This is a genomic window from Roseovarius sp. EC-HK134 (assembly GCF_902498815.1).
GTDB lineage: Bacteria > Pseudomonadota > Alphaproteobacteria > Rhodobacterales > Rhodobacteraceae > Roseovarius > Roseovarius mucosus_A.
In genome coordinates, this window is the sequence record NZ_LR701544.1 from 1,748,011 (window position 1) to 1,772,634 (window position 24,624).

Consider the following 24,624-nt stretch of genomic DNA (forward strand, 5'->3'; position numbering starts at 1 on the left):
GAAAGGACGGATGACAATGTTCAAGACAACAGGCATTGCGGCCCTTGTGGCCCTGTCCCTCTCGACTGGCGGCGCATTGGCCGCCGGGGGCGAGGGGCATATCGAGGACGTCGCCTTTTCCTTTGAAGGTCCGTTCGGCAAGTTTGACCAGAACCAGCTTCAGCGCGGTCTGAAGGTCTATACGCAGGTCTGCGCGGCGTGCCACGGCCTGCAATATGTGCCGCTTCGGACCTTGGGGGACGAGGGGGGGCCGCAGCTGCCTCAGGATCAGGTCTTTGCCTATTCCGAGCAGTTCGAGGTATTCGATCCGGAGCTTGACGATTTCCGGCCCGCCACCCCGACTGACCATTTTCCGGCTGTCACCTCTGCGAGCGCGCCGGACCTGAGCCTTATGGCCAAAAAGCGTGCGGGGTTTCATGGCCCCTACGGCACCGGTCTGAGCCAGCTTTTCAACGGTATGGGCGGGGCGGAATATATCTACTCGCTGATGGTCGGGTATCACGAAGCGCCGGAATGCGCGCCGGAGGATTTCACCGGCACGTATAACGCGGCCTTCACCGCCGGTGGCTATCCGGACGAGTGCAAGGATGAGGATGGTCATCACACGGTGCCCGGTAGCTGGATCGCCATGGGTCAGCCGCTCTGGGGTGACGATGTCGAATATGACGACGGCACCGTTGCCACGCTGGAACAGCAGGCCGAGGATGTTGCGGCCTTCCTGATGTGGACCGCAGAGCCCAAGATGATGGCGCGCAAGCATGCGGGCCTGACCGGGGTGATCTTTCTGACGATCCTGTCGGTATTGCTCTATCTGACCAACAAGCGGATCTGGGCGCCGATCAAGGGCAAGAAGACAAGCTGAGTGAGTCGACCCATTTTATGAACTGCAAAGCCCCGCAAGGTCGTCTTGCGGGGCTTTTGCGTGACGTAGGGTCATAAATTTCTCAAACGTGGTCAAATAGCGCAGGGGTTAGGGTGACGCAACGTTTGCAAACGCTGGTCAATCCTCTATGAGTTTGGCAATCGGTACCAAAAAAAAACAGGCACATGCTCGATCAACCCCACCCCGCCCCGCTGCCACCCGAAACACGTGCTGGCAGGGAATGGGCGCAACTCCTTGCGAAATACCGCGAGCCGAGTTCGCCCCGTGCTGCATTCGAATTGGCCGTGACCGTTGGTCCGTTCCTCGCACTTTGGGGGCTGTCCTGGTGGGCTTTGTCGCTGAGTTATGTGCTGAGTGTCGTGCTGGCGCTTTGTGCCGCGCCGTTCCTCTTGCGCCTCTTTGCGATCCAACATGATTGCGGCCACGGGGCCTTTTTCAAGAGCCGGTCGATGAATGACTGGCTTGGCCGGGTGCTTGGGGTGGTGACGCTGACGCCCTATGACGTGTGGCGGCATTCACATTCGATCCACCACAGTTCCTCGGGCAATCTGGGGCGGCGGGGGATTGGCGATATCGACACGCTGACGGTTGCGGAATATGCCGCGCTGACGCCGTTTCAGCGCCTGAAATACCGGGTTTACCGCAACCCGCTGGTTCTGTTCGGGCTGGGGCCGGGGTATATCTTTTTGCTGGAAAACCGTCTGCCGCTCGGCTTCATGGGCAAAGCGCGCTATTGGGTCAGCGCAATGGCCACCAACGCCGCTTTGTTGCTGGTGCTGGGTTTGGTGGGCTGGTTCGGTGGGCTGATGCCGATCCTCTTGATCTTTTTGCCCTCGACCGTTCTGGCGGCGACGGCGGGGGTGTGGCTGTTCTACGTGCAGCATCAATTCGAGACCACCCATTGGGAGGCCGAGGAAAACTGGCAATTGCATGATGCCGCCCTTGAGGGCAGTTCGCATTACGTGTTGCCCGGCTGGCTGCAATGGCTGAGCGCCAATATCGGGATTCACCACGTGCATCACGTCAACAGCCGTATCCCGTTTTATCGGCTGCCTGAGGCGTTGCGCGATCACGCGCAATTGGCGGAAATCAACCGGATGACCATCCGCGAGAGCCTCGCCAATGCGCGGCTCCACCTGTGGGATGAACAGGGACGCCGGTTGTTGTCTTTTGCCGAGGCACAGGCGGTGATCGAGCGCGCTTGACCTGGCCGGTGCGTTGCCTCTCTGACGTGCAGGAGGGGCCGCCAAGCGCATCCATGCAGTTCTTTCTCAGAGGGCTGCACGATCCTTGTCAAACTCCATCAGTTTGACCCTTTGGATACCGCTTACTTCAGTGTCGATACGCCGCGCGCGGCCTTTGGCCCCGGCCGATGTACGTCTAGCGCGGCATCGGGGTGCTGGCGCGATTATAGGGTCGCCAATTGGTGATCTCGGGGTAATACATCTCGCGCCAGCGGCGCACGCGGGGGTTCATCACCCGCCGCCAAATGGGCGGAACCATGGCGGCCATGGTCATCACCGGATAGCCATAGGGCAATTGCGGCGCGTCCGCCTCGGTATAGTTCTGCAAGAGCGGAAAGCGGCGATCGGGTTTATAGTGATGATCGGAATGGCGTTGCAGGTTGATCAACAGCCAATTTGACGCCTTGTGTGCCGCGTTCCAGCTATGGCGCGGTTGAACATGCTCGTATTTGCCGCCACCAAGATGTTTGCGGGTGAGGCCGTAATGTTCGATGTAATTTACAAGCTCTAGCTGCCAAATCGCGACAAAGGCTTGCCAGAAAAACAGGGCAAGCCCAATCCAGCCGCCGATCAGAACGGCCAGCAGGGCCATGAAGCCTTGGAGTGCCCAGTATTTGAAAAACGGGTTCTTGAGGTCGTGCCAAGGCAAGTTGCGGCGGGCGAGCATGTCGGCCTCGGCCTTGAAGGCTGACTGCCAGCTTTGCCGCAGCACGCGCGGGAAAAAGCGGTGAAACCCCTCGTTATAGCGGGCCGTGACGGGATCGCGGGGGGTGCCGACGTAGCGGTGGTGCACCAAAAGATGCTCTGACCGGAAATGCGAATAGAGCACCATGGCAAGCAGAACATCGCCAAGAAATCGCTCGCTCCGGTTTTTCTGGTGCATGAGTTCATGGCTATAGTTGATGCCCACAGTACCGGTGATCACCCCCACCCCGAAGAACAGAAGGATGGTTTCCAGCGGGCTGAGATGCGCGTCGCCCGGGCCTGTGACATACCAGATCAACCAATAGAGCAGGCCAAATTGGAACGGTGCCCAGATCAGGGTGATCGCGCGATACCAGGTCAGTTGATCGTCGCGCGTCTCAAGATCGGCATTCTCGGTATAGAGCCCGAGAAAGGCGTCGAGGATCGAGAAAAAATACCATGTGGTCAGAGGCAACAAAAGCACGGTCCAGCCGCCTTGCAATGCGCCCAGCACGGCCACAGGGAGCAAGATAAGCGACATCCAGAAGGGCAGGGCGCGGTGCAGTTGGGCAACCTTGTCGGCGGGTATCATGGAACGGTCCTGAGAAGTTTCGCGCTTGCGTTATGGGGCATAGTTTAGCGCAGCCCGCGCGAGGTCAAAGACCTTTCGCATGAGGGTTGGCAGCTCTGTGGGGCGAAACGCTGCGTCAGATAGGAACATGCCACGTTCGGGGGGCACGCCATGGGGCACAAAGGCTATGTGGACGGTGAGGCGGAGGTGGAAATGAGTGAAAGTGTGGCGCGCTTCGGCCTCTAGCTGTTGCCAGTCGGCGGCGATGGGCGGTGTGTGGAGCGGAGATTCGCCCCAGTCGCTGCCGGGCCAGCCCAGCATGCCGCCCAAGAGGCCGCTATCGGGGCGGCGTTCCAAGAGCCATGCGCCATCGGCCCGCCGTGCGACATAGGCGTGACCATGGCGCACCGGCTTGGGCGTTTTGGGCAGTTTGCGGGGGAGATGTTGGGCGGTGCCTGCGGCGCGGGCCGCACAGGGCGCACGCCACGGGCAAAGACCGCAGGCGGGGGATTTGGGCGTGCAAATGGTGGCGCCAAGATCCATCACCGCCTGAGCATAATCGCCGGGCCGCAAGCGGGGGGTAAGGCGCGCTGCCGCCTCGGTCAACGCGCGCTTGGCGGTGGGGAGGGGGGTATGGATATCATAGAGCCGGGCCATCACCCGTTCGACATTGCCGTCTACCACGACATGCGGTTGATCGTGGGCAATCGCTGCAATGGCGGCGGCGGTATAAGGCCCGATGCCGGGCAGGGCGCGCAGGCCGTCAAGCGTGTCGGGAAACCGCCCGCCATGATCGCGCACCACAACGCGCGCGCATTTCAGAAGGTTTCTGGCGCGGGCGTAATAGCCAAGTCCGGCCCATTCCCCCATGACCTGCGCATCCTCGGCCGCGGCAAGATCGGCGACGGTGGGCCAAAGCGTGGTGAAGCGCAGGAAATAGGATTTGACCGCCGCGACGGTGGTCTGTTGGAGCATCACCTCGCTCAGCCAGATACGGTAGGGATCGGGATGGGCACCTGCCGCGCGGGCTGCGGGGCTGATCCGCCAAGGCAGGTCGCGGGCATGGGTATCATACCACGCAAGCAGGCTTTCGGCCTCGGCGAAATAACGCATAGTTTACCCCCTTGCCGCGCAATCGGCTCTGGTATCCCCTGTCACATGCCATAGATTAGCGCCAGTGAGGAGAGCGCCAACCATGACCAGCCGCAAGGCCGCGACATACGGGTTCAAACGCACCTCGGCGTTGCTGCAGACCAGCATACGCCGCGCCTCCGAGAGCCGTGGGTTTGCGCAATCGCGGCTATTGACGCATTGGGCCGAAGTGGTGGGCGACGACATCGCCGCCATCGCGCGGCCCGTCGAAGTGTCCTATGCGCGGCAGGGGATGGGGGCGACGCTCACGCTGCTCACGACCGGCGCGCAGGCCCCGATGCTGGAGATGCAGAAGGAAAAGCTGCGCGAGCGGGTCAATGCCGTCTATGGCTACAATGCCATCGCGCGTATCCGCATCACTCAGACCGCGCCCGTGGGCTTTGCAGAGGGGCAGGTGGAGTTCACCCATCGGCCCAAAGTGGCGGCCCCGCCCGTCGTGGCACCCGAGACGCTGCAAACCGCCACGAGCCTTGCCGCACCTGTGACCGACGATGGATTGCGGGCGGCGCTGGAAAGGCTGGCGCGCAACGTGTTAACAAAGTCACAACACTGACTGACCCATCAGACCAAGGATAATGATATGAAACACTTGATCGCAACCGGGGCGCTGGCCCTTGCCATGCTTACCGGCCCCGCCGTGGCGCAAGAGGCGGCCCCGGGTACATCGCAAATCGTCGAAATGACGATGGGGCCAGAGGATGCCAAGGTGACGATCATCGAATACGCGTCCTTTACCTGTCCGCATTGTGCCAATTTTCACAAGGGGCCGCTCAAACAGTTGAAGGCTGAGTATATCGACACGGACAAGGTGCATTTCATCTATCGCGATGTCTATTTTGACCGGTTCGGCCTATGGGCGTCGATGGTGGCGCGCTGTGGCGGGCCAGAGAAATTCTTTGGCATCTCGGACATGATTTATGAGCAGCAGGGGGAATGGACCCAAGGCGAGCCTGCCGCGATTGCCGACAACCTGCGCCGGATCGGCAAGGTTGCAGGGCTGGAGCCGGATGCGGTTGAAGCCTGTCTCAATGACACCGAAAAGGCCAAGGCGCTGGTCGCGTGGTATCAAGAGAACGCCGAGGCCCATGGCGTCGAGTCGACGCCGACGCTGGTGATCAACGAGCAGAAATATGCCAACATGGCCTATGACGATCTCAAGGCGATCATCGAGGAAAAGCTGGCGGAGTGATCCACCGGGCGGGGTTGGGTCGGGATTGCGTATCCCGGCCCGTTTATCCCTCTGGACAGTTTCGCACGGCAGTGGCAGAATTTGATCAAATTCCCTCTACCTGCCGGAGCACCCCATGAAAGACGACAATTTCCTGCGTGAGATGAACGCGCGCCATCTGTGGCACCCGATGGGGCATCCCGGTGAGCAGCAGGCCAATGCACCGAAAATCATCAAAAGTGCCGCAGGCGTGCGGATCACCGATATCGACGGGCATGATCCGGTGGATGCGGTGGGGGGCCTGTGGTGCGTCAACCTTGGCTATTCCAACGATGTGGTGAAGCAGGCGATTTCCGATCAGCTTTGGCAATTGCCTTATTATTCTGCCTTTGCCGGGAGCACCAACCCCGCGGCCATCGAAGCCTCTTATGCGGTGCAGGAGTTCTTTGCCGAGGATGGGATGACGCGCGTCTTTTTCACCTCGGGCGGGTCGGATAGCGTGGACACGGCGCTGCGCATGGCGCGGCAATATCACCGCCTGCGGGGGGAACCCACGCGCACCAAGTTCCTGAGCCTGAAAAAGGGCTATCACGGCACCCATTGGGGTGGCGCGTCGGTCAATGGCAACAACCGGTTCCGGATCACCTATGAGCCGCTGTTGCCGGGCTGTTTTCATCTGCCCAGCCCCTATACCTATCGCAACCCGTTCGATGAGACCGATGGGGCCAAACTGGCGGAAAAGATCGCCGCCGCCATGGTGGATGAGATCGAGTTTCAGGACCCCAGCACGATTGCCGCCTTTATCATGGAGCCTATTCAAGGGGCTGGCGGTGTGATCGTGCCGGATGCGTCCTTTATGAAGCATATGCGCGACATCTGCGACCGCTACGGCATTCTGATGATCTCGGACGAGGTGATCACCGGATTTGGGCGCACGGGAGATTGGACCGGAGCCCGGCATTGGGGCGTCAAGCCCGACATGATGACCATCGCCAAGGGCATCACAAGCGGATATTTCCCTGTGGGCGGCGTGGTTTTGGGCGACAAGGTCGCCGAGGTGTTTGAAAAGGCGGGGCCAGAGGGCAGCATCTGGACCGGCTACACCTATTCGGCGCATCCGGTGGGGGCGGCGGCGGTGGTGGCCTGCCTGTCAGAAACGCTGCGGCTGGATACCAAGAGCAATGCCGCTGTGCGCGGCACGCAGCTTTATGAAGGGGTCAAGAAGCTGGCCGAAAAATACGACATCATCGGTGATGTGCGTGGCGGTCATGGCTTGATGATGGGTATCGAGCTGGTCAGCGACCGCGCGAAAAAGACGCCCATGGATGCCGCGACTATGAAGCGGGTGCATCAGGCGACGTATGAGGCGGGGGCGATGGTGCGTCTGGGGGCGCATAACATCCTGATGTCGCCGCCTCTGGTGATTTCCGAGGCTGAGGTGAACGTGATCCTGTCGGCGCTTGATGCCGGGTTTGCGGCAGCCTGAGCAGGCCATTCTACCTCTGAAAAAGCACGCAAGCGCCTGTTATGGCGCTTGCGTGGCGGCAGTTGAAAAGGCTTGGCAGACAGTCAGCCAAACCGACCCCATGCTGATTTCATGGCTTTGGACATGTTGTCCCAAGCCTCGTCTGCGCCGGTCTTGAAATCTTTCCACGCTTCGATGCTGGCGGCCTCAATCTTGTCATACTGGGCTGCCATCTCGGCGCGTTTTTCGCGCAGCTCTTTGATCTGCTCCTGATACTTGATCTGCATGTCGGCAGACGCCTCGCGCGACTGGGCTTGCAGCTTGTCGATTTCGGCTTTCCATTGATCGAGTTGGGCTTGCAGCTTTTTCTGGTATGTCTCTTTGTCCATAACGGGTCCTCCTTGAGGGAAAATCGTCGTGTCGTTCTGACGTCTACCTATGCATGATCTGCGCGAATCCAAAGGGGCCAGCGGATGTCCGCTGGCCCCCATGATTGTCAAATCGGGTGAAAACTTACTCGAACTTCTTGATTTCGCCTGATTTAAGCCGGCTGAGGTAGCTGTCCAACTCGCGTTTGACGATGGGCATCAGGATGTAGAGCCCGATGATATTGACCACTGCCATGGCAAAGATCGCCGCATCCGAGAAGTCGATCACCGGGCCAAGATTGGCGGCGGCACCGATCACCACGAAGATGCAGAAGATCACCTTGAACACCAGTTCCTTGGTCTCGCCTTCGCCAAAGAGATAGGTCCAGGCCTTGAGGCCGTAATAGGACCAGCTGATCATGGTGGAAAAGGCAAAGAGCACGACGGCGATTGCCAGAACATAAGGAAACCAACTGATCGCACTGCCAAAGGCAGCGGAGGTCAGACCAACGCCCGAAGTGCCGCCGACGGTTTGGATCGCGGTGCCCGCTTCGTTGAGCAGGTAATTGCCATCCGGTCCTGCAACAAGCTGCCCGGTGATGATGATCACAAGAGCGGTCATGGTGCAGATCACCACGGTGTCGATGAAAGGCTCAAGCAGCGATACGAACCCTTCGGTGATTGGTTCCTTGGTGCGCACGGCCGAATGGGCGATGGCCGCTGAACCGACGCCAGCCTCGTTCGAGAAGGCGGCGCGTTTGAAGCCCTGAATGAGCGCGCCGACCATGCCGCCCGCAACGCCAAGCCCGGTAAAGGCCCCTTCGAAAATCTGGCCAAAAGCCCAGCCGATCTGATCCGCGTTCATCACGATGATGATAAGCGCTGTGCCGACATAGAGGATACCCATGAACGGCACGACCTTTTCTGTGACCCGCGCGATGGATTTCAGGCCGCCCACGATCACCGCAAAGACCACACCGGCAAAGATCACGCCGGTGATCCAGCCCGGATATGCGCCGACGATGCCCGCAATCTGCTGATGCGCCTGATTGGCCTGAAACATATTGCCGCCGCCAAGCGCGCCAAGGATACAAAAGATCGAGAAGAGCACGGCGAGGATTTTGCCACCCGGCACGCCGCGTTCGGCAAAGCCCTTGGTCAGGTAATACATCGGGCCGCCGGAAACGCGCCCATCGGGGTATTCGTTGCGGTATTTCACGCCCAAGGTGCATTCGGTGAATTTAGACGCCATGCCCATGAGGCCCGCAAGGATCATCCAGAAGGTGGCCCCGGGGCCACCGATGCTGACCGCAACGGCGACGCCTGCGATATTGCCAAGGCCGACAGTGCCCGAGAGGGCCGTCGCGAGCGCCTGAAAATGGCTGACCTCACCGGCATCGTTGGGGTCGGAGTAGTCGCCTTTGACCAATGCAATGGAATGGCCGATCGCGCGAAACTGGATAAAGCCGAAATAGAGCGTGAACACGGTGGCACCAATCACCAACCAAGCCACGATCCACGGAAAGGAGGTGCCCGGAAAGTTGGAAAAGATCAGATTGACGAACCAGCCGGTTGAACTTGCGAAGATCTGATTGACCTTTTCATCAACAGATTGTGCATAGGCGGGCATGGCAAGCAATGCCGCCCCAACCGCAGCCGCCGCAGGAAATGCGTATCGTTTCATTTTTATCATCCCTGTTGTTTCTATATTTTATGGAACAATGGTGCAGGGCACCGGCGCTGTCTGCACGAGCGCACCGGCGACCGATCCGAACACCCGCGCGCCAATCGCCGACTGGCCATCACGCCCGATCACGATTTGAACGGCGTTCACCTCTTTGGCGATACGGCAGAGCAGATCGGCGGTATTGCCGTAGCGGATCATGGTCTCAACCGGCATCCCGCTGTCCTGCAATTCGGCCACGACGGTAGAGGTGATCGCCTTTTCGGCGCGTTCCATTTCTTCGCGGCGGCGTTTGTGGCGCTCTTCCAGTTCGCTTGCGGTCAGGAAGGAATAGGGCGACCATTCAAGCACATGCGCCAGAACGATGGTGCCGCCCTGAGCGCGTGCGCGGTCTACCGCGAATTCCAAGGCGCGTCGCGATGACACGCTGCCGTCGTAGCCGACGACGAACTTTCCAGACATGACAGGATCTCCCTCGTTGTTGTTGCTTGTCCGGGCATCCTGACGGCGCCCGGTAGGTTACTCTACCAGAGGTTACGTCTGCGGTTTTCCCGGATTTCCCGGTTTTGCAGGCCGAACGCTGTAAATTTCGGCAAAATTCGGGATGTCCTGCAAGAATCTTCGGCTTTGATGCAGAGTTGCGTGCGTGGCGTATCGCCGCGCGCCGCTCTGTCACGGTGACGTCTGTCCCATTGAATCCGGCGGGGGATTTGCGCATAGATGGGGCAAACCCTGCTGGAGAGCCTCATGGACTTGCGCCTGATTACCCAAGATTTCACTGTGTCCCCGCAGATCGAGGTGGCGGATGTGGCCGCGCTCGTCGATGCCGGATATCGCTCGATCCTGTGCAACCGACCGGATGGCGAGGATTACGGGCAGCCTGCGTTTGATGCCGTTGCGGCGGCGGCAGAAGCGGCGGGGCTGGCGGTGCGGTGGGTGCCCATCCATTCTGGGCAGATGACGCAGGCTGCGCTGGACGAGTTTCGCGTGGCGCTAGAGGAAATGCCCAAGCCGATCCTTGCCTATTGCCGCTCTGGCACGCGCTGCACGATGCTGTGGAGCATCACGCGGTTCGAAGACTTGGGTGCGGACGAGATCCTGCGCGCGACCGCGAAGGCGGGCTATGACATGTCCGGTCTTGTGGCGCAGCTTGAACGCCGACAATGACCGATTGGGCCGCCATCGGCCATGACGGAGCGTGCGCGCGCGCCTTTGTGATGCAGGGCGCCCGGATCGTCGAGCAGGCCGCAGCCCCGGATCAAGCAGCTGCGCGGGCGCAGCTGCTGTCGATGCCGCAGCGGGTGTTTCGCATCGGTGAGGGGCAGGGGGATCACCTGCCCACGCAGGTATTGCCCCAAGGTGGGCGGGGTCTGGCCCCGCTGGTTCAGGACACCCCGCCCGATGTGATTGACGCCTGGGTGCGCCTTTTGCTGATCGGTCTTTTGCAGGCGCGGGCGCAATGGGATGGGGTGGCTTGGGTGGTCGGGCGCGACCTGAGCCATTGGGTGCATCTGAGCGCGGGCGAGGCGGTGAGTTGCCAGAGCTTTGTGACGCCCCGGCTGGTGCGTCTTTTGGGCGGTGCGGTGCTGCCCTGCGCCGAGGCCATGGCTGATACGCTCAGCCGTCCGGAACGATTGGCGGCGCATCTGCGGGGGGCGGAGGTGCGCGGGGATTCGGCAGCGATCACCGGGCATCTTCTGGCGGCGGAATTGGCGGCGGCGCGGCCCTATTGGCTGGGGCAAAGCGTGGTGCTGATTGCGGATGGATCACAGGCAGCGGGCCTTGCCGGGGCGCTGCGAGAGCATGGGGCGCCGGTCGAGCATGTCGCGCCTGAAAGTCTGATTGCATCGGCCTTGGCGGCGCTTGCCGGGGTGCTGGCATGAGCCGGTCGCTTAGCCTATCGGCCTATCTGGCCTATGCGCGCCGCGCCGGGCGCGCGGGCCCTGTGCCGGATCAGGTGCGCCCGCCCGGGCCCTTGATTTGGGCGCATGCGGTCGATGCGGCGCGCGCGGACACGCTGGTGCATCTTGCGGAGCGGTTGGCGGCGCAGCGGCGCGGCTTGCATCTTTTGTTGACCACATCAAGCACGACCCCGGCCCGGACCGACATGGCGGCATCGGTCATCTGGCAGACAGTGCCCGAGGATAACCTACCCGCCGCTGAGGCATTTTTGGCCCATTGGCGGCCTGACATCTGCGTGTGGACGGGCGGTGATTTGCGGCCTGCGCTGCTGATCTGTGCCTCGCGGATGGCGACCCCGCTTTATCTGGTTGATGCCGACGAGGAAAATCTGGACCGGGCAAGCTGGCGTTGGTTTCCCGACATGCCGCGCGCAGTGCTGGGGCTATTTACGGAAATCCTGACGCGGACCGAAGCGGCGGCACGGCTGGTGCGCCGCTTTGGGGCACCCGAACGGATCGTGACCGTCACGGGCGCGTTCCAAGAAGGCGCGATGACGCTGCCGTTTAATGCCGCCGAGCGCGAAGAGATGGCGGGCCTTTTGCGCAGTCGCCCGATCTGGTTGGCCTCGCGCATCCACCGCGATGAATTGGCAACCGTGCTGGAAACCCACCGTGAAGTCAGCCGTCTGGCGCATCGCAGCGTACTGATCCTTGTGCCGGACGATTTGCAGGACTGCGCCGAGATGCGCGCCACGCTGGAGGCGCAGGGTTGGCGGGTGGCGGTCTGGTCCGAGGGCGAGATCCCAAGCGAGACAACGCAGGTGATTCTGGCCGATACGCGGGGCGAGATGGGGCTGTGGTATCGTCTGGCCCCGGTGACGTTCATGGGCTCGTCGCTGGTGTCTGGACAACATGGGCGCGATCCCAATGAGCCTGCCGCGCATGGCTCGGCAATCCTTTACGGCCCCAATGTGGGCCGCTATCTCAATCGCTATTCGCGCTATGCCGAGGCGGGGGCGGCGCGGATTGTGCGCGACAGCCCGACGCTGACAGCGGCGGTGCAGCGGTTGATTGCGCCGGATCAGGCGGCGGTGATGGCGCATGCGGCGTGGGATGTGGCCTCGCGTGGGGCGGCTGTGACTGACCGCATTCAAGATATGCTGCTGGATCGGCTGGATAGGCTGGACGCCGCGCGATGAGCCTGCCCGCCTATTGGTTCACGCCACCGGATCGGCCCGGTTTGCGCGCGCGGCTTTTGACCCCTTGGGCGCTCTGGCGTGCGCGGCGCGCGGGGGAAGATCAGGTTGGCTGGCGTGCGCCGATGCCGGTGATCTCGGTCGATATGTTGGCGGCGGGGAGCGTGGGCAATTTGCCTGCGGTGCTGGCGGTGATCGGGCAGGTGCAGCGGCTTGGGTTTGCGCCCGTGGTCCTTGCGCGCGGGGCGGCGGGGCCGGTTCGGATTGATCCGCGCCGCCATGGTGCGGAGGAGGTTGGGGGCGCTGCGCTGCTTGCGGCCGATTTTGCGCCGACTTGGGTTGCGCCCGACTGGGCTGAGGGCGCGCGGGCGGCCTTGGCGGAGGGGTCTGCCGATTGTCTGGTGATGATGGGCGGGCTGCGCGATCCCGCGTTGATCAAGGACCTGTCCATTGGGGTGGTCGATGCCGTGCGCGGCTTTGGCAATGGGCGGTGTCGTCCGGCTGGGCCACTTGCCGAGCCGTTGGAGGCTGGGTTGGCGCGGGTTCACCTGATGCTGACGGTGGGGCCGCATGCCGCGCAGGCGCGGTTTGCAGCGCTATGGGGCGCGCGGATTTCATCGCCGGTGATGGCGGGCGAATTGCACCCGCTGGAAACGGGCATGGATTGGGCGGGCGCGCGGGTCTTGGCCTTTGCGGGGGGCGAAGATCCGGCGCTTTTCTTTGCCATGTTGCGGGGGCTTGGGGCAGAGCCTGTGCGCTTTGAGGCGTTGGCCACCGAGGAAGCCTATGGTCCGGGCCTATTGGCGCGGTTGGAGCGAGAGGCGTCTTTGCGCCGCGCCCAACTGGTGACGACAGAAGAGGATGCCGTGCGGTTACCACTGGCGTTCCGGCGCAAGGTGCTAAGCCTGCCGATGCGCTTGCAGGTGTCAGACCTTGCGCCGTTGGATGCGGCCCTGACGCAGGTGGGGCTGCGTCAGGACAAATGATCCGTCAGTTGAGGGTGCTGTCCAATCCAACAGGCTGACCCACCACCACAAAGGTCAGCGTTTCCGGATCGAGCAATTCCCGCGCGACACGGTTGATATCGTCGAGCGTGACTGCATTCACCTTGTCATTGCGCGTTACGATGTAATCGGTCGGCAACCCCTCCATCTGCATGCCGACGGCGATGTCGGCGATGGGGCCATTCCCCTCGAACTGCAAAGGGTAGGCGCCGGTCAGATAGGTTTTGGCGTTTTCCAGCTCTTCAGGTGTGACACCCTCTGTGTGGATACGGTCCCACTCGTCACGAATGACAGTGATCGCCTCGGCGACGCGGTCGTTGGCAGAGGCGACAGACCCCATCCAGAGTTGGGCCGCGTCCTTGTCCGCGAGGTAGGAATAGACGCCATAGGTCAGGCCGCGCTTTTCACGCACCTCGCTCATCAACCGACTTTCAAAGCCGCCACCGCCAAGGATGTGGTTGAGGATATAGGCGGCAAAGAAATCGGGATCGTCGCGGTCGATGCCCGGTTGGGCAAAGGCCACAATGGATTGCGGTGTCGCAAAGTCCGTGACCTTCACACCGCCCGGCAGATTGGGCGCAACATTGCCCGGCAGCGGTGCGCCGCTTTCGGGCAGGTCGCCAAGCAGGCTATCGAGAAGGGCGGCAAGCTCTGCCTCGGTGATGTCGCCCACGGCAGAGACATAAAGCCTGTCACGGGCCAGAGCGCCCTGATGTGCGGCCAAAATATCGTCGCGGGTAAGGGCCGTGACACTCTCGATGGTGCCGTCAAGCGATGAGCCATAGGGATGATCGCCGAACACGAGGCTGTCAAACGCTTGTCCGACGATATCGCGCGGATCGGTTTGCGACGCGTTGATGATCGACAGGATCTGGGCGCGCACACGCTCGATGGCGTCGGGATCAAAGCGCGGCTCTACGAGGCTTGACCGCAGGAGATCAACCGCTTGATCGCGGTTTTCGGTCAGAAACCGGGCTGAGACGCTGACGCGGTCGTCATTGACGGAATAGCGGAAATCGGCGGCGAGGGATTCAGAGGCGCGCGCAAAGCCCTGCGCGTCCATCTCGGCGGCGCCTTCCTCAAGCAGGCCGACCATGAGATTGGTCACGCCGCGCTTGCCCTCCGGATCAAGAGTGCCGCCGCCGCGAAAGCGCAATTCAAGCGCCACGAAGGGGATCGAGTGATCCTCGACCAGCCAAGCCTCAAGCCCGCCGGGCGTGGTGATTTCCCTGACCTCGATTTCAGCGCGCGCGGGCAGCGCAGCCAGCAAAAGAACGAAACTCAGAACGAAACGGATCATTGCGTGACCTCCGGTGCCATAAGCCAGCCTGTGACAGATTGCGTGCGATCCAGCACGTCGCGTGCGGCCTGCAGGATGTCTTCTTCGGTTGTGGCCTGAAGGATCGCGGGCCACGCCTGCACATCGGCCACGGTCAGCCCCTGTGTCAGCGCCTGACCATAGCGATTGGCCAAGCCGCCGGCATCGTCACGGGCATAGGTTTCCGAGGCGCGGAATTGCGTCTTGATACGCTCAAGCTGTTCGGCATCCACGCCTGTTTCCAGGAATGTCAGAAGCGCCTCGTCCATCGCCGCCTCGGCCTGTTCCAGTGTGACACCGGGGGCGGGCACGACAAAGAGGTCAAAGGTGGTGTCATCCAGCGACAGGCCCGAATAAGACGCGCCAACCTGCACCGCTGTCTGGTTCTGGAATTGCAGTTTCTCGGCCAGAAGGGATGTTTGACCGCCACCCAGAATATCGGCCAGCAGGGTCAGCGCTGCGGCCTTTCCCTGTGCGCCGCTGTCACGCTCGGGGGCGAGATAGGAGCGGGTCACATAGGGTTGCGACACGCGCGCGTCGCGCATCGTGATCCGCCGCTCGGCAAGTTGCGGCGGTTCTTGCGGGCGGGCGCGCTCGGGCAGGGCAGGGTTGGCAGGGATGGGGCCGTAATAGGTGTCGGCCAGAGCGCGCACCGCGTCAGGCGTGACATCGCCCGCGATGATCAGGATGGCGTTATTGGGGGCGTAGAATGTTCGATAGAACTCTAGCGCCGCGTCAAGATCGAGGGCCTCCATCTCGTGCCGCCAGCCGATGATCGGCACACCGTAGCGGTGATTGAGATATTGCGTCGCGTTCTTTTGCTCACGGAACAGCGCGCCGGGGCTGTTTTCGACGCGTTGATTGCGTTCTTCGATGATCACATCGCGCTCGGTCAGGATATCGGCCTCGTCGAGCTGCAGATTGGTCATACGGTCCGATTCCATCCGCATGACCAACTCCAGCCGGTCGGCGGCGATGCGCTGGAAATAGGCGGTGTAATCATAGCTGGTAAATGCATTGTCCGAGCCGCCATTGCGCGCCACGGTGGCGGAAAATTCGCCTGGTTCCATGGTCTTGGTGCCCTTGAAGAGCAAATGTTCAAGAAAATGTGCAACGCCCGAGACGCCCGGCGTTTCGTCGGCGGACCCGGCGCGATACCACAGCATTTGCGTGACAACTGGCGCGCGGTGATCCTCGATCACCACCACATCAAGCCCGTTGTCGAGCGTGAAATGCGTCACCTGATCGGTGGTCGCTGCTGATACTGGGGCCGCGAGCGGTAAGAGGGCCAGCGTCAGCCCGGCAAGGAAATGTCGCATTTACGGTCTCCGGTCTAAGTCGCATTTGATCAAGTAGATACGCCTTGGCCGCGCCGTTTCAAGCGGTTGGGTTTTCACTCTGGCGGGGGCGGGCTTGCCGGGGTGAGAACGCCGCGGTTGCGCAGACGTTGTTCCTCTGAATAGGCATCCAGCCATTCGCGGCGGTAGGCCTGAACATAATCGTCGCCCGGCAGGAAGCGCAGCACGTCGACGCGGCCATGCGCCTGACGCAGGGCCTTGTCCTCGGCGGCGAGGGTCTGGCGGATGGCGGGGGTGGCCCCGTAGCGGTTCGCGTGATTGACGAGCGCGCCATTGCCTGCGACCCCACCTGCCGAATTGCCCCCCAAGGCGGCCAAACCATCGGCCAGCGGGTTTTGATCCGTCAGATTGGCACCACCGGGGTTCGGGGCAGGCAGGCTGGCCAAATCCTCGGGTGTTTGCAAGGGCTTGCCGGGAATAATGGAAAACTCGTCAGGCCCGTTTCCGGTATGACGAATCTTGCTGAGCGTGACGTCGTCGCGCCCGCCGCACCCGGCCACGAAAGTGGCCACAAGAAGGGTCAGAACTGTTTTTCGCGGCATCGCCATCGCCACTCTCCTGCAAGGTCATGGGAGCCTTATCGCATTCAAAGCCCGAGGTCACGAGGGCTTTTTGCCAGACGGCAGCAGAACCATACCAAAGGCCCCGACGAAAACCGCAATGTCGGCCACGTTGAACGCATAAGGATTGGTAAAGCCGCAGCAAGACATATTAAGGAAATCCGCCACCGCGCCATAGATCAGCCGGTCGATCACATTACCGAGAGCGCCGCCCACCAGCAGCCCCGCCGCCAAGCGGTGCCAGCGGCCCAGGGGTTCGGTATGCACCCACCAGAGCACTGCGCCTGCGATGACCAGCGCCACCGCGATCAGCACCCAGCGTGTGACCGGATCATCACCGGCGAGAATCCCGAAATTGATGCCGTAGTTCCACGCCATGCGGAGGTTGATAAACGGCGGCCACAGGTCAATCGCCCCGAGACTGCGCAGGTCCATCGCATGTACCACAAGATATTTCGTGGCCTGATCCAGCAGGAAGATCCAGAATGCTGTCCAGAAAACAATCCGCATCGGCGCGTCAGTGCCGGAAATGGCGCATGCCGGTGAAGACCATCGCCAACCCCGCCGCATCCGCCGCTGCAATCACCTCGTCGTCGCGCATCGAGCCGCCGGGCTGAATGATCGCGGTGGCACCCGCCTCTGCGGCGGTCATCAGGCCATCTGCAAAGGGAAAGAACGCATCCGAGGCCACGACGCTGCCTTGGGTCAGGGGGGACGCCAGACCAAGGGTTTCGGCCATGTCCACCGCCTTGCGCGCAGCGATGCGGCAGCTATCGACCCGGCTCATCTGGCCTGCGCCCACGCCCACGGTGGCCCCATCCTTGACGTAGACAATGGCGTTGGATTTGACGTGTTTCGCCACTTTCCACGCAAAGAGCAGATCCGCCAATTCGCGCGGGTCGGGCGCGCGTTTGGTCACGACCTTGAGGTCGCTTGCGGCGATATGGCCGGTATCCTTGTCCTGTACCAGATAGCCGCCGGACACCTGCTTGATCATCCGCCCCGCCGTGGCGGGATCAGCCAGCCCGTCTGTCAAAAGGAGGCGCAGGTTTTTCTTCTTGGCGAAAATACTCATGGCACCGGCGTCGGCACCGGGGGCAATCACCACCTCGGTGAAAATTTCTGCAATCTCTTCTGCGGTGACGGCATCCAGCGGCTGATTGAGCGCGATGATGCCGCCAAAGGCCGAGGTGCGATCGCAATCAAAGGCGTGTTTATAGGCCTCAAGCAGGGTCGCGCCACGCGCCACGCCGCAGGGGTTGGCGTGTTTGATAATGGCGCAGGCAGGGCCATCGGCCGGGGCGAATTCGCTCACCAGTTCAAAGGCCGCGTCTGTGTCGTTGATGTTGTTATAGCTCAGTTCCTTGCCCTGCACCTGCCGGGCGGTGGCCACGCCGGGCCGGTCCGAGCCATCGGTGTAAAAGGCTGCTGCCTGATGCGGGTTCTCGCCATAGCGCAGGGTTTGCGCCAGCGTGCCAGCAAAGGCGCGGCGGCGCGGCGTGGCATCGTCGATGGCCCCGGCCAGCCATGTGCTGACCGCTGCGTCATAGGCGGCGGTGCGGGCATAGGCGATTTGCGCCAGTCGTTGACGGAAGGCACGTGTGGTCTGGCCGTTATGCGCGTCCAGCTCTGCCAGAAGCGGCGCGTAATCGGCCACATCCACGACCACGGTGACAAAGCCGTGGTTCTTGGACGCGGCGCGGATCATCGCTGGGCCGCCGATGTCGATATTCTCGACGCAGTCCTCATAGTCGCCACCGCGGGCGACGGTTTCCTCGAACGGGTAGAGGTTGACGACCAAAAGGTCGATCGGACCAATCCCATGCGCCTGCATCGCCGCCTGATGCTCGGGATTGTCGCGCAGCGCCAAAAGGCCGCCATGCACCATCGGGTGCAGGGTTTTCACGCGCCCGTCCATCATTTCAGGAAAGCCGGTCACCTCGGCCACGTCACGCACCGCAAGACCGGCCTCGCGCAGCGCCTTGGCGGTGCCGCCGGTGGACAAAAGCTCGACCCCGCGCGCGGCCAGCGCTTGGCCAAGCTCGAGAAGCCCGGTCTTGTCGGAAACAGAAAGAAGGGCGCGGGTGATGGGCGCGTGATCGGTCATGTCGGGCGGTCCTGCCTTGTCGGTTCACTCATCGGCCACGGGATCAAGCGCCTCCTCCTCGACATCGCGGATGCCGACCGGGGTATCTTGCGCCTTGGCCAGTGACCATCTCAGATGGGTCGCATAGTCCATCGCGCGACCGGATAAAACGATCTGTTTGGTCGCACGCGGTTTGAGGCGCGTTTTTTCAAGATACACACTCGGTTGCAAGGACAAAGCGGCGCGCGCGTCGCTGCGGAACACCCAAATTTCGCCGCTGCGCAGCGCCAGAGAGATGGCGGCCCCCCCCATATCGACCGAGGCATCTACATCCGGGTGCAAATGAAAGCGGATATCATAGGCAATGCCCTTCATGCGGGTCTCGTCTAGGGCGCGGTCAAAGCGGCGTTTGTCCGTCTCTTCGATGGCGAGCAGCATATCCTCACCCACCAGCGCGCGCCCGTCCAAGGTAAGGTCGAGTTGGCGCACATGGGTAAGGCCATGACCGCGCAGATAGCCGTCCTGCGCCCCTTCAAAGCGCAGCCCGTCGGGGGCCTTGGTCAGGTTGACCGGCACATGGCGCGGCGCTTCGCTCAGCCAGTCGGGGTGGCGTTTGTCATTGCTCAATCGCGCGCTGGAGCCATTGGCCAGCACCAGCGTCGAATGCGAGGGCGTGGCCCGGCCCGCCCGTCGCCATTCTGGCCCAAAACTATGGCCTGAGCCGCAATTGACGATCAGCGGGCGTCGGCCCGAGGTCAGTTCCAACGCAAGGGTCGAGGCATGCGCCCCCGAGGACGCCGCGCCGGTGGGGGGCGCGGCCGCGTCGATGATCACGCTGGTGCGGCCCGCGCCAAGCCGGGCAAAGCCCATGGCGAACCCATCCGTGCGCCGGGTCTTGACCCCGCTGGTGGCAAGCGCGCTGTCAAGCCGCCCTTCCAGCCCGCGCCCGCCGCCGTGAAATCGGGCCAGCCCGCCATCGGCATGGCGCAGGCTGCGCAGGGTTGGGGCAATCCGCTCGATCGCGCGCCAATGCGCCTCGCCTGCGGTCCTGCCGGATTCGCTGAGCGCCATGGCGGCCCATGTGAGCAGGGTAAAGACCTCTAGCAGCTCTTCTGGGTTGCGGGTGGGCACGCCGCCCTGCGCGTCGATCTGCGTCTCGCATTCTCGCGCCAGCGCCGTCAGCGCCGGATCGAGATGCGGGTGCATCCCCTCAAGCGACAATCCGGCATAGATCAACCCGGTCAGCGCCTCGAACCGGGGCAGACCGGGGCGGGCGGCCTGCCATCGGCGGGCAAGAAAGGCGGTCTGCTGCGCCAAAGAGCGGTAAAAGGGGCCAGACGCCTGTGACGGCTGGCCGCTGAGCACGAAAAGCGCCTGACTGATCCAGCGAATCAGGCGGCGGCCAGTCAGATCCGGGGTCCAGCCCGGTCCGGTGCCGTTGCCGTAAAGGTCGATCCAAGCCCAGAGCCATTCTTGCGCGCGCGCCCGTGCCGCCGCATCGCCCGCCGCCGCCAGATCGTCGAGCCAGCCAAAGCCGTGCAGTTGCGCGGCAAAACCCGCGTCGGGCGGGTCAAGTTTCCAGATGAGCGTATCCGGGGCCTCTATGAGGTGCCCCGCAAAGACGAAATTTCCTGCGCACAGCTGACGGCCCCGCGCGAGATAGCCGATGCTGCGCGGTTCCGGCTGCGACAGAAAGGCGGTGGCAGGGCGGCTGAGCGCGGCGCGGCGTGCCGCCAGCCGGTTCAGCAGGCGCGACCAGCGCTCTGGCCAGCGTTCTGGCAAGGGATCGGATGTGGACATATGCCGTGCCTCTGGACGCTTCTCGCGGCGTTGATGAGCACACTATAGCGGTGGGGGGGAATCAAGTCACCGTTTCTTTGTTGGCTTTTCTGGCCTTAAAACCGCAGGCAGGCGATATAGAATCCATCCATTCCACCCAAGTCTGCCCAGTAATCGGGCCGCAGACGTAGGCCGCCTTCTTCGGTGATCCACGCGGGATCAATCCCCGGCTGCGCAAGGGCCGCGCGGTCAACTGTGAGGCCGGGATGACGCGCCAGCGCTTCCTCTACCTGACATTCGCCCTCGTCTGGCAAAAGCGAACAGGTGCAAAAGACAAGCCGCCCGCCAGGTTTCAGGAGGGTCAGCGCATGATCCAGCATCTCGGCCTGAAGGGTGATGAGCGCGCCAAAGTCTGAGCCGTCCTTGGCATGGGGCAGGTCGGGATGCCGCCGAATGGTGCCTGTCGCCGAACAGGGCGCGTCGAGCAGAATTGCGTCATAGGGTCCCCCCTGATGGGCGCGGGCATCCTCGACACGGCAGGTGGCCTCAAGCCCGGTGCGCGCAAGGTTTTCGGCAACACGTGCCATGCGGCGCTCTGACAGGTCCAGCGCTGTCACCTCGGCCCCTGCCGCGGCCAGTTGCAGCGTCTTGCCCCCCGGTGCGGCGCAGAGATCCAGCACTGTCTCGCCGGGCTGCGGGGCCAGAACCTGCACCGGCAAAGCGGCGGCAGCGTCCTGCACCCACCATGCGCCCTCGGCATAGCCGGGCAGGGCCGAGACCTGCCCCGGATCACTGCGCCGCAGCGAACCCGTAGGCAAAAGCGTGGCACCCAGACGGTCTGCCCAGCCTTGCGGATCGGATTTCACGGTGATGTCGAGCGCTGCCCCGGCGAAATGTGCGCGTTCCATCGCGGTGACAGCCCCCTTGCCCCAAGCCTCGACCAATGGGCCACGCAGCCAATCGGGCAGGCCGGGCTGGCGCAGGTCGTTCCAACTGCGCGGGGCCTCTTCGGCCACTTTGCGCAGCACGGCGTTGACCAGCCCCTTGAGATTGGCATGACGCGGGCTCTGGCCGATAATGTCTACGGCGTCATTGACCACGCCATGCGACTCGCCGCCCTGTGCCAGCTCTACGGTTGCCAGACGCAGCACGTTCTGCACGGGCAGGGGCGGCCCCTTGCGCAGGTGGCGCGACAAGAGGCGGTCGGCGCGCGCCAGCCCGCGCAATGTTTCGGAGGCCAGCCGTTGCGCGCGGGCGCGGTCGGCGGGGGCAAGCGGATCAAGCGCGCCGCCCGCGATGAGATCGGACATAAGCCGCCCCTCGCCCAACACGCGGTCGAGCAGATGCGCCGCGGCGGAGCGGGCGGTGAGCTTGGGCTTTTTCATGGGCCATGTCCTTGGCGAAGGGTTGGCTGTGCGATATATCAGGGGGGTCTTGCCAAGGAAAGCCCGTCCATGACCGATGATATACAGATGCCGTCCCGTGATTTGCCCCCCGCAGCACAGCGCGCGCTTGCCGAAGCCGAGGCGCGGCGCAAAGCGGCCGAAGCACTGGACCTGCCGCGCGAATTGGGCGGCCGACGTGAAGGTTTGGAACCCGTGCGCTACGGCGATTGGGAGAAGAAGGGCCTTGCCATCGACTTTTGAGGGGGCTGGCGCGCGGCGTTATCTCAGGCTGAGATCGGCAAATTGTCCAGCGCCCTGATCCGAGATGAAGCGCAGCGTGTTGCCCTGCACCCGCACGGCCTGACAGTTGGGGCCAAGATCCATGCTGCCCCAATAAAGATCACGGCAGAAGTAATCTCCGTTCCAGCGCCATGCGCCGGTCACATCGCGACCAAAGGCACGGCCTTTGATCTGGCCATCAGAGGTCACGTTCAAGGTGATGCCGAACCGCGTCAGATCACGCCCCTCGATCAGAGAAACGAAGCGGTCGCGTTTTGTCACCGGGGCAAAGCCCTCTGCCATGGCAGGGGCGGCAAGGCCGAGGATCAAAATAACAGCAAGGGCAACACGCATCGGGACACCATAGCCAAGTTGGTTTCTAAGGTGGTTACGCAGGAGTGCCGGGATCGGATCAGTTATCGCCGAGGCCCAGAACGTCGATCATGTCATAGTTGCCCGGTTTGCGCCCCAGCCCCCAGAGTGCGGCCTTGAGCGCGCCACGCGCAAATATCGCGCGATCGGTGGCGATGTGGCGCAGGACGATCCGCTCGCCCGCCGCTGCAAAGATCACGTCATGCTCGCCCACGATGTCGCCGCCGCGAATGGCGGAAAATCCGATATGCCCACGCGTGCGTTTGCCGGTGATGCCGTCGCGGGCGCGGTCGCTGGCCCGCTCGAGCGCCACCCCGCGCCCCTCTGCCGCCGCTTCGCCCAGCATGAGCGCCGTGCCCGAGGGTGCATCGACCTTTTGATTGTGATGCGCCTCGACGATCTCGATATCGAAATCCTCGTCCAAGGCCGCTGCCACGCGCTTGGTCAGTTGGGTAAGCAGGTTGACACCAAGGCTCATGTTGCCCGCGCGAATGATGACCGCATGGCGCGCGGCGGCGTCCAGCTTCGTCAAGTGCTCTGCCTCAAACCCGGTTGTGCCGATCACGTGCACGACCCGCGCCTGAGCTGCCAGAATGGCGAATTCCAGTGTGGCGGCAGGCGCGGTAAAGTCGATCACTGCATGGGCGCGCGCGATTGCCTCAAGCGGGTCATCGGTCACTGTGACACCGATCTCGGCCCCGCCCATCGCGCGGCCCACATCCTGCCCGATCCAATCGTGTCCGGGTCGCTCCAACGCGCCGATCAGCTGCGCGCGGGGGCTCTCAGCCAGCGTGCGGATCAGCATCTGGCCCATACGGCCCGAGGCCCCTGTGATCACGATGCCCGGCAGGTCGGTCATTGGTGGCTCCTTGGTGGTGATTGCGGGCCTGCATAGCGCGCCGGGCTTGAAGCGGCAAGGGCGCGGGTGACGGCACGGTCTGGGCAGGAGTATTTCAGCCAAGAAGAAGCTGGGCCGATTTCTCTGCTTGGAAATGCTGGTCCAAGCGATTAGATGCGGGGCATGGCAAAGAACAAGTTTCATGATGGGCCCGGCCCTTCGCAACGGCAGCTTCGCGTGGGCGAGTTGATCCGCAGGACGCTGTCCGAGGTGCTGATGCGCGGCGACATCCACGATCCCGACCTCAACCGTATTTCGGTGACGGTGGGCGAGGTGCGCACCTCGTCTGATCTGAAGATCGCGACGGCCTATGTGATGCCGTTGGGGGGCGAGGGGCAAGACGATCTGATCGCGCTCCTTGCGCGCAACAAGAACGAGTTGCGGCGCATGATCGGCAAGAAGGTGGGGCTGAAATACGCGCCCGATCTGCGGTTTCGGCTGGACGAGACCTTTGACCAGATGGATGAGACGCGACGCCTCTTTGATCAAGATACGGTGCGTCGGGATGTTGAAGGCTAGGCTCGGTCTTTTGCTTGTGGCGGTGTTCAGCTCTGGCGCGGGGCAGGCCGCAGAGTGCCGTGCCGAACGGTTCGAAGGCGAAAGCTATACCGTTTGCGCAGTGGACATGGTGCGCGATGACCTTCGGCTTTTTCTAAACAGCGTCGAGACCGGCACGCCGCTGGGCAGCTTTGGGGCAATTGAAGGCAAGCTGAAGGCCGAGGGCAAAACGCTGGTCTTTGCGATGAATGCAGGGATGTATCATGCAGATCGCAGCCCGGTGGGGCTTTATGTGGAGGCGGGCCAAGAGATGCGCGGCCTTGTCACCCGCGATGGCCCCGGCAATTTCGGCCTCTTGCCCAACGGGGTGTTTTGCATCCGAGAGGGCCGCGCCGATGTGATCGAGACCCTGCGGTTTGCGCGCGAGCGCCCGCGCTGTCGTGATGCCAGCCAATCGGGTCCGATGCTGGTGATTGATGGCGCGCTGCATCCGCGGTTTCTGGTGGAAAGCGACAGCCGCTATATCCGCAACGGGGTAGGCACGTCGGAAGACGGGCGGCGGGCCTGGTTCGTGATCTCTGACCGGGCGGTGAATTTTCACACATTCGGGCGATTTTTTCGCGATCACCTGAGAGTGCGCCAAGCGCTTTACTTTGATGGCAAGATATCGCGTCTGTTCGCGCCGGGGTTGGGGCGCTCTGACATCGGCTTTCCTCTGGGGCCGATGGTGGGCGCGGTGATTGACGCGGATGCTGCGGTGGATTAGGCGCT

General features: G+C 62.6%; 26 protein-coding genes. 12 read left to right on the forward strand and 14 right to left on the reverse strand.

Annotated features, from left to right (window positions below):
- Positions 1–10 precede the first annotated feature (10 nt).
- Together GC127_RS12255 and GC127_RS12260 are read left to right on the forward strand one after the other, a co-directional pair.
- Positions 11–862 (forward strand): cytochrome c1, encoded by an 852-nt coding sequence (locus GC127_RS12255; protein WP_008281824.1) that lies wholly within the window; start codon positions 11–13, stop codon positions 860–862.
- Between the two features lie 185 nt (positions 863–1,047).
- Positions 1,048–2,088, forward strand: coding sequence for a fatty acid desaturase (locus GC127_RS12260; protein ID WP_151978354.1), 1,041 nt, complete (start codon positions 1,048–1,050; stop codon positions 2,086–2,088).
- A gap of 175 nt (positions 2,089–2,263) precedes the next feature.
- On the opposite strand, the gene GC127_RS12265 is transcribed toward GC127_RS12260, so the two are convergent.
- Together GC127_RS12265 and mutY are read right to left on the reverse strand one after the other, a co-directional pair.
- Positions 2,264–3,403: an alkane 1-monooxygenase gene (locus GC127_RS12265; RefSeq protein WP_151978356.1), complete on the reverse strand. Its 1,140-nt coding sequence runs from the start codon at positions 3,401–3,403 to the stop codon at positions 2,264–2,266.
- A 30-nt stretch (positions 3,404–3,433) separates the two neighbouring features.
- Positions 3,434–4,495 carry an A/G-specific adenine glycosylase gene (gene mutY / locus GC127_RS12270; RefSeq protein WP_151978358.1) on the reverse strand — a complete coding sequence of 354 codons (1,062 nt, stop codon included), beginning with the start codon at positions 4,493–4,495 and terminating at the stop codon, positions 3,434–3,436.
- A gap of 82 nt (positions 4,496–4,577) precedes the next feature.
- Between mutY and GC127_RS12275 the strand changes: the two genes are divergently transcribed.
- The 3 genes from GC127_RS12275 (at position 4,578) to GC127_RS12285 (ending at position 7,188) form a co-directional block, all read left to right on the forward strand.
- Positions 4,578–5,087, forward strand: a complete 510-nt coding sequence (locus tag GC127_RS12275; protein ID WP_081507800.1) for a DUF721 domain-containing protein — start codon at positions 4,578–4,580, stop codon at positions 5,085–5,087.
- Between the two features lie 27 nt (positions 5,088–5,114).
- Positions 5,115–5,723, forward strand: coding sequence for a DsbA family protein (locus GC127_RS12280; protein ID WP_151978360.1), 609 nt, complete (start codon positions 5,115–5,117; stop codon positions 5,721–5,723).
- A gap of 115 nt (positions 5,724–5,838) precedes the next feature.
- Positions 5,839–7,188, forward strand: coding sequence for an aminotransferase class III-fold pyridoxal phosphate-dependent enzyme (locus tag GC127_RS12285; protein ID WP_008281831.1), 1,350 nt, complete (start codon positions 5,839–5,841; stop codon positions 7,186–7,188).
- A gap of 83 nt (positions 7,189–7,271) precedes the next feature.
- Here GC127_RS12285 and GC127_RS12290 read toward each other — a convergent pair whose 3' ends face one another.
- The 3 genes from GC127_RS12290 to GC127_RS12300 all read right to left on the reverse strand — a co-directional run bounded on the left by GC127_RS12290 (position 7,272) and on the right by GC127_RS12300 (position 9,681).
- The gene (locus tag GC127_RS12290; protein WP_151978362.1) at positions 7,272–7,556 is read right to left on the reverse strand and encodes a hypothetical protein; all 285 of its coding nucleotides are present in this window, start codon (positions 7,554–7,556) and stop codon (positions 7,272–7,274) included.
- 124 nt (positions 7,557–7,680) lie between these two features.
- On the reverse strand, positions 7,681–9,219 hold the full coding sequence (locus tag GC127_RS12295) for a sodium:alanine symporter family protein (RefSeq protein WP_151978364.1): 1,539 nt from the start codon (positions 9,217–9,219) through the stop codon (positions 7,681–7,683).
- Positions 9,220–9,246: 27 nt separating this feature from the next.
- Positions 9,247–9,681 carry a universal stress protein gene (locus GC127_RS12300; RefSeq protein ID WP_008281834.1) on the reverse strand — a complete coding sequence of 145 codons (435 nt, stop codon included), beginning with the start codon at positions 9,679–9,681 and terminating at the stop codon, positions 9,247–9,249.
- Between the two features lie 258 nt (positions 9,682–9,939).
- On the opposite strand from GC127_RS12300, the gene GC127_RS12305 reads away from it, so the two are divergent.
- Genes GC127_RS12305 through GC127_RS12320 form a run of 4 tightly spaced genes read left to right on the forward strand, consistent with a single transcriptional unit; the run spans position 9,940 to position 13,302 of the window.
- Positions 9,940–10,386 (forward strand): TIGR01244 family sulfur transferase, encoded by a 447-nt coding sequence (locus GC127_RS12305; protein WP_008281835.1) that lies wholly within the window; start codon positions 9,940–9,942, stop codon positions 10,384–10,386.
- Positions 10,383–11,102 (forward strand): 2-dehydro-3-deoxygalactonokinase, encoded by a 720-nt coding sequence (locus GC127_RS12310; protein ID WP_151978366.1) that lies wholly within the window; start codon positions 10,383–10,385, stop codon positions 11,100–11,102. The genes GC127_RS12305 and GC127_RS12310 overlap by 4 nt, the downstream gene beginning before the upstream one ends.
- Positions 11,099–12,319 (forward strand): 3-deoxy-D-manno-octulosonic acid transferase, encoded by a 1,221-nt coding sequence (locus GC127_RS12315; protein ID WP_081507805.1) that lies wholly within the window; start codon positions 11,099–11,101, stop codon positions 12,317–12,319. Before GC127_RS12310 ends, GC127_RS12315 begins: the two co-directional genes overlap by 4 nt.
- Positions 12,316–13,302 (forward strand): tetraacyldisaccharide 4'-kinase, encoded by a 987-nt coding sequence (locus GC127_RS12320; protein WP_151978367.1) that lies wholly within the window; start codon positions 12,316–12,318, stop codon positions 13,300–13,302. The genes GC127_RS12315 and GC127_RS12320 overlap by 4 nt, the downstream gene beginning before the upstream one ends.
- Before the next feature lie 4 nt (positions 13,303–13,306).
- Here the strand turns inward: GC127_RS12320 and GC127_RS12325 are convergent, their stop codons facing one another.
- The 7 genes from GC127_RS12325 to GC127_RS12355 all read right to left on the reverse strand — a co-directional run bounded on the left by GC127_RS12325 (position 13,307) and on the right by GC127_RS12355 (position 21,806).
- Entirely contained in the window at positions 13,307–14,620 is a 1,314-nt protein-coding gene (locus GC127_RS12325; protein ID WP_151978369.1) for a pitrilysin family protein, read from the reverse strand.
- Entirely contained in the window at positions 14,617–15,957 is a 1,341-nt protein-coding gene (locus GC127_RS12330; RefSeq protein ID WP_151978371.1) for a pitrilysin family protein, read from the reverse strand. Before GC127_RS12330 ends, GC127_RS12325 begins: the two co-directional genes overlap by 4 nt.
- A gap of 74 nt (positions 15,958–16,031) precedes the next feature.
- Positions 16,032–16,544 (reverse strand): DUF3035 domain-containing protein, encoded by a 513-nt coding sequence (locus GC127_RS12335; protein WP_008281841.1) that lies wholly within the window; start codon positions 16,542–16,544, stop codon positions 16,032–16,034.
- A 51-nt stretch (positions 16,545–16,595) separates the two neighbouring features.
- Positions 16,596–17,066: a signal peptidase II gene (gene lspA, locus GC127_RS12340; RefSeq protein ID WP_008281842.1), complete on the reverse strand. Its 471-nt coding sequence runs from the start codon at positions 17,064–17,066 to the stop codon at positions 16,596–16,598.
- Positions 17,067–17,073: 7 nt separating this feature from the next.
- A complete protein-coding gene (gene purH / locus GC127_RS12345) occupies positions 17,074–18,663 on the reverse strand; it encodes a bifunctional phosphoribosylaminoimidazolecarboxamide formyltransferase/IMP cyclohydrolase (RefSeq protein WP_151978373.1) in 1,590 nt (529 codons plus the stop codon).
- A 24-nt stretch (positions 18,664–18,687) separates the two neighbouring features.
- A complete protein-coding gene (locus tag GC127_RS12350; protein WP_151978374.1) occupies positions 18,688–20,442 on the reverse strand; it encodes a heparinase II/III family protein in 1,755 nt (584 codons plus the stop codon).
- 95 nt (positions 20,443–20,537) lie between these two features.
- On the reverse strand, positions 20,538–21,806 hold the full coding sequence (locus GC127_RS12355; RefSeq protein WP_081507811.1) for an RsmB/NOP family class I SAM-dependent RNA methyltransferase: 1,269 nt from the start codon (positions 21,804–21,806) through the stop codon (positions 20,538–20,540).
- A 69-nt stretch (positions 21,807–21,875) separates the two neighbouring features.
- Between GC127_RS12355 and GC127_RS12360 the strand changes: the two genes are divergently transcribed.
- Positions 21,876–22,067 (forward strand): DUF1674 domain-containing protein, encoded by a 192-nt coding sequence (locus GC127_RS12360; protein WP_151978376.1) that lies wholly within the window; start codon positions 21,876–21,878, stop codon positions 22,065–22,067.
- 18 nt (positions 22,068–22,085) lie between these two features.
- On the opposite strand, the gene GC127_RS12365 is transcribed toward GC127_RS12360, so the two are convergent.
- The gene (locus GC127_RS12365) at positions 22,086–22,439 is read right to left on the reverse strand and encodes a dihydrodipicolinate reductase (protein WP_151978378.1); all 354 of its coding nucleotides are present in this window, start codon (positions 22,437–22,439) and stop codon (positions 22,086–22,088) included.
- A 58-nt stretch (positions 22,440–22,497) separates the two neighbouring features.
- Positions 22,498–23,316 (reverse strand): 4-hydroxy-tetrahydrodipicolinate reductase, encoded by an 819-nt coding sequence (gene dapB, locus GC127_RS12370; protein WP_081507813.1) that lies wholly within the window; start codon positions 23,314–23,316, stop codon positions 22,498–22,500.
- A 162-nt stretch (positions 23,317–23,478) separates the two neighbouring features.
- On the opposite strand from dapB, the gene rbfA reads away from it, so the two are divergent.
- Positions 23,479–23,874, forward strand: coding sequence for a 30S ribosome-binding factor RbfA (gene rbfA / locus GC127_RS12375; protein ID WP_037298203.1), 396 nt, complete (start codon positions 23,479–23,481; stop codon positions 23,872–23,874).
- Positions 23,861–24,619, forward strand: coding sequence for a phosphodiester glycosidase family protein (locus tag GC127_RS12380; protein ID WP_151978380.1), 759 nt, complete (start codon positions 23,861–23,863; stop codon positions 24,617–24,619). The genes rbfA and GC127_RS12380 overlap by 14 nt, the downstream gene beginning before the upstream one ends.
- Positions 24,620–24,624: the final 5 nt, after the last annotated feature.

What these genes read in the sequence shown, in the direction of transcription:
- GC127_RS12255 (WP_008281824.1), top strand. Translation starts at nt 11, where the DNA reads ATGACAATGTTCAAGACAACAGGCATTGCGGCCCTTGTGGCCCTGTCC.
- GC127_RS12260 (WP_151978354.1), top strand. Translation starts at nt 1,048, where the DNA reads ATGCTCGATCAACCCCACCCCGCCCCGCTGCCACCCGAAACACGTGCT.
- GC127_RS12265 (WP_151978356.1), bottom strand. Translation starts at nt 3,403, where the DNA reads ATGATACCCGCCGACAAGGTTGCCCAACTGCACCGCGCCCTGCCCTTC.
- mutY (WP_151978358.1), bottom strand. Translation starts at nt 4,495, where the DNA reads ATGCGTTATTTCGCCGAGGCCGAAAGCCTGCTTGCGTGGTATGATACC.
- GC127_RS12275 (WP_081507800.1), top strand. Translation starts at nt 4,578, where the DNA reads ATGACCAGCCGCAAGGCCGCGACATACGGGTTCAAACGCACCTCGGCG.
- GC127_RS12280 (WP_151978360.1), top strand. Translation starts at nt 5,115, where the DNA reads ATGAAACACTTGATCGCAACCGGGGCGCTGGCCCTTGCCATGCTTACC.
- GC127_RS12285 (WP_008281831.1), top strand. Translation starts at nt 5,839, where the DNA reads ATGAAAGACGACAATTTCCTGCGTGAGATGAACGCGCGCCATCTGTGG.
- GC127_RS12290 (WP_151978362.1), bottom strand. Translation starts at nt 7,556, where the DNA reads ATGGACAAAGAGACATACCAGAAAAAGCTGCAAGCCCAACTCGATCAA.
- GC127_RS12295 (WP_151978364.1), bottom strand. Translation starts at nt 9,219, where the DNA reads ATGAAACGATACGCATTTCCTGCGGCGGCTGCGGTTGGGGCGGCATTG.
- GC127_RS12300 (WP_008281834.1), bottom strand. Translation starts at nt 9,681, where the DNA reads ATGTCTGGAAAGTTCGTCGTCGGCTACGACGGCAGCGTGTCATCGCGA.
- GC127_RS12305 (WP_008281835.1), top strand. Translation starts at nt 9,940, where the DNA reads ATGGGGCAAACCCTGCTGGAGAGCCTCATGGACTTGCGCCTGATTACC.
- GC127_RS12310 (WP_151978366.1), top strand. Translation starts at nt 10,383, where the DNA reads ATGACCGATTGGGCCGCCATCGGCCATGACGGAGCGTGCGCGCGCGCC.
- GC127_RS12315 (WP_081507805.1), top strand. Translation starts at nt 11,099, where the DNA reads ATGAGCCGGTCGCTTAGCCTATCGGCCTATCTGGCCTATGCGCGCCGC.
- GC127_RS12320 (WP_151978367.1), top strand. Translation starts at nt 12,316, where the DNA reads ATGAGCCTGCCCGCCTATTGGTTCACGCCACCGGATCGGCCCGGTTTG.
- GC127_RS12325 (WP_151978369.1), bottom strand. Translation starts at nt 14,620, where the DNA reads ATGATCCGTTTCGTTCTGAGTTTCGTTCTTTTGCTGGCTGCGCTGCCC.
- GC127_RS12330 (WP_151978371.1), bottom strand. Translation starts at nt 15,957, where the DNA reads ATGCGACATTTCCTTGCCGGGCTGACGCTGGCCCTCTTACCGCTCGCG.
- GC127_RS12335 (WP_008281841.1), bottom strand. Translation starts at nt 16,544, where the DNA reads ATGGCGATGCCGCGAAAAACAGTTCTGACCCTTCTTGTGGCCACTTTC.
- lspA (WP_008281842.1), bottom strand. Translation starts at nt 17,066, where the DNA reads ATGCGGATTGTTTTCTGGACAGCATTCTGGATCTTCCTGCTGGATCAG.
- purH (WP_151978373.1), bottom strand. Translation starts at nt 18,663, where the DNA reads ATGACCGATCACGCGCCCATCACCCGCGCCCTTCTTTCTGTTTCCGAC.
- GC127_RS12350 (WP_151978374.1), bottom strand. Translation starts at nt 20,442, where the DNA reads ATGTCCACATCCGATCCCTTGCCAGAACGCTGGCCAGAGCGCTGGTCG.
- GC127_RS12355 (WP_081507811.1), bottom strand. Translation starts at nt 21,806, where the DNA reads ATGAAAAAGCCCAAGCTCACCGCCCGCTCCGCCGCGGCGCATCTGCTC.
- GC127_RS12360 (WP_151978376.1), top strand. Translation starts at nt 21,876, where the DNA reads ATGACCGATGATATACAGATGCCGTCCCGTGATTTGCCCCCCGCAGCA.
- GC127_RS12365 (WP_151978378.1), bottom strand. Translation starts at nt 22,439, where the DNA reads ATGCGTGTTGCCCTTGCTGTTATTTTGATCCTCGGCCTTGCCGCCCCT.
- dapB (WP_081507813.1), bottom strand. Translation starts at nt 23,316, where the DNA reads ATGACCGACCTGCCGGGCATCGTGATCACAGGGGCCTCGGGCCGTATG.
- rbfA (WP_037298203.1), top strand. Translation starts at nt 23,479, where the DNA reads ATGGCAAAGAACAAGTTTCATGATGGGCCCGGCCCTTCGCAACGGCAG.
- GC127_RS12380 (WP_151978380.1), top strand. Translation starts at nt 23,861, where the DNA reads ATGTTGAAGGCTAGGCTCGGTCTTTTGCTTGTGGCGGTGTTCAGCTCT.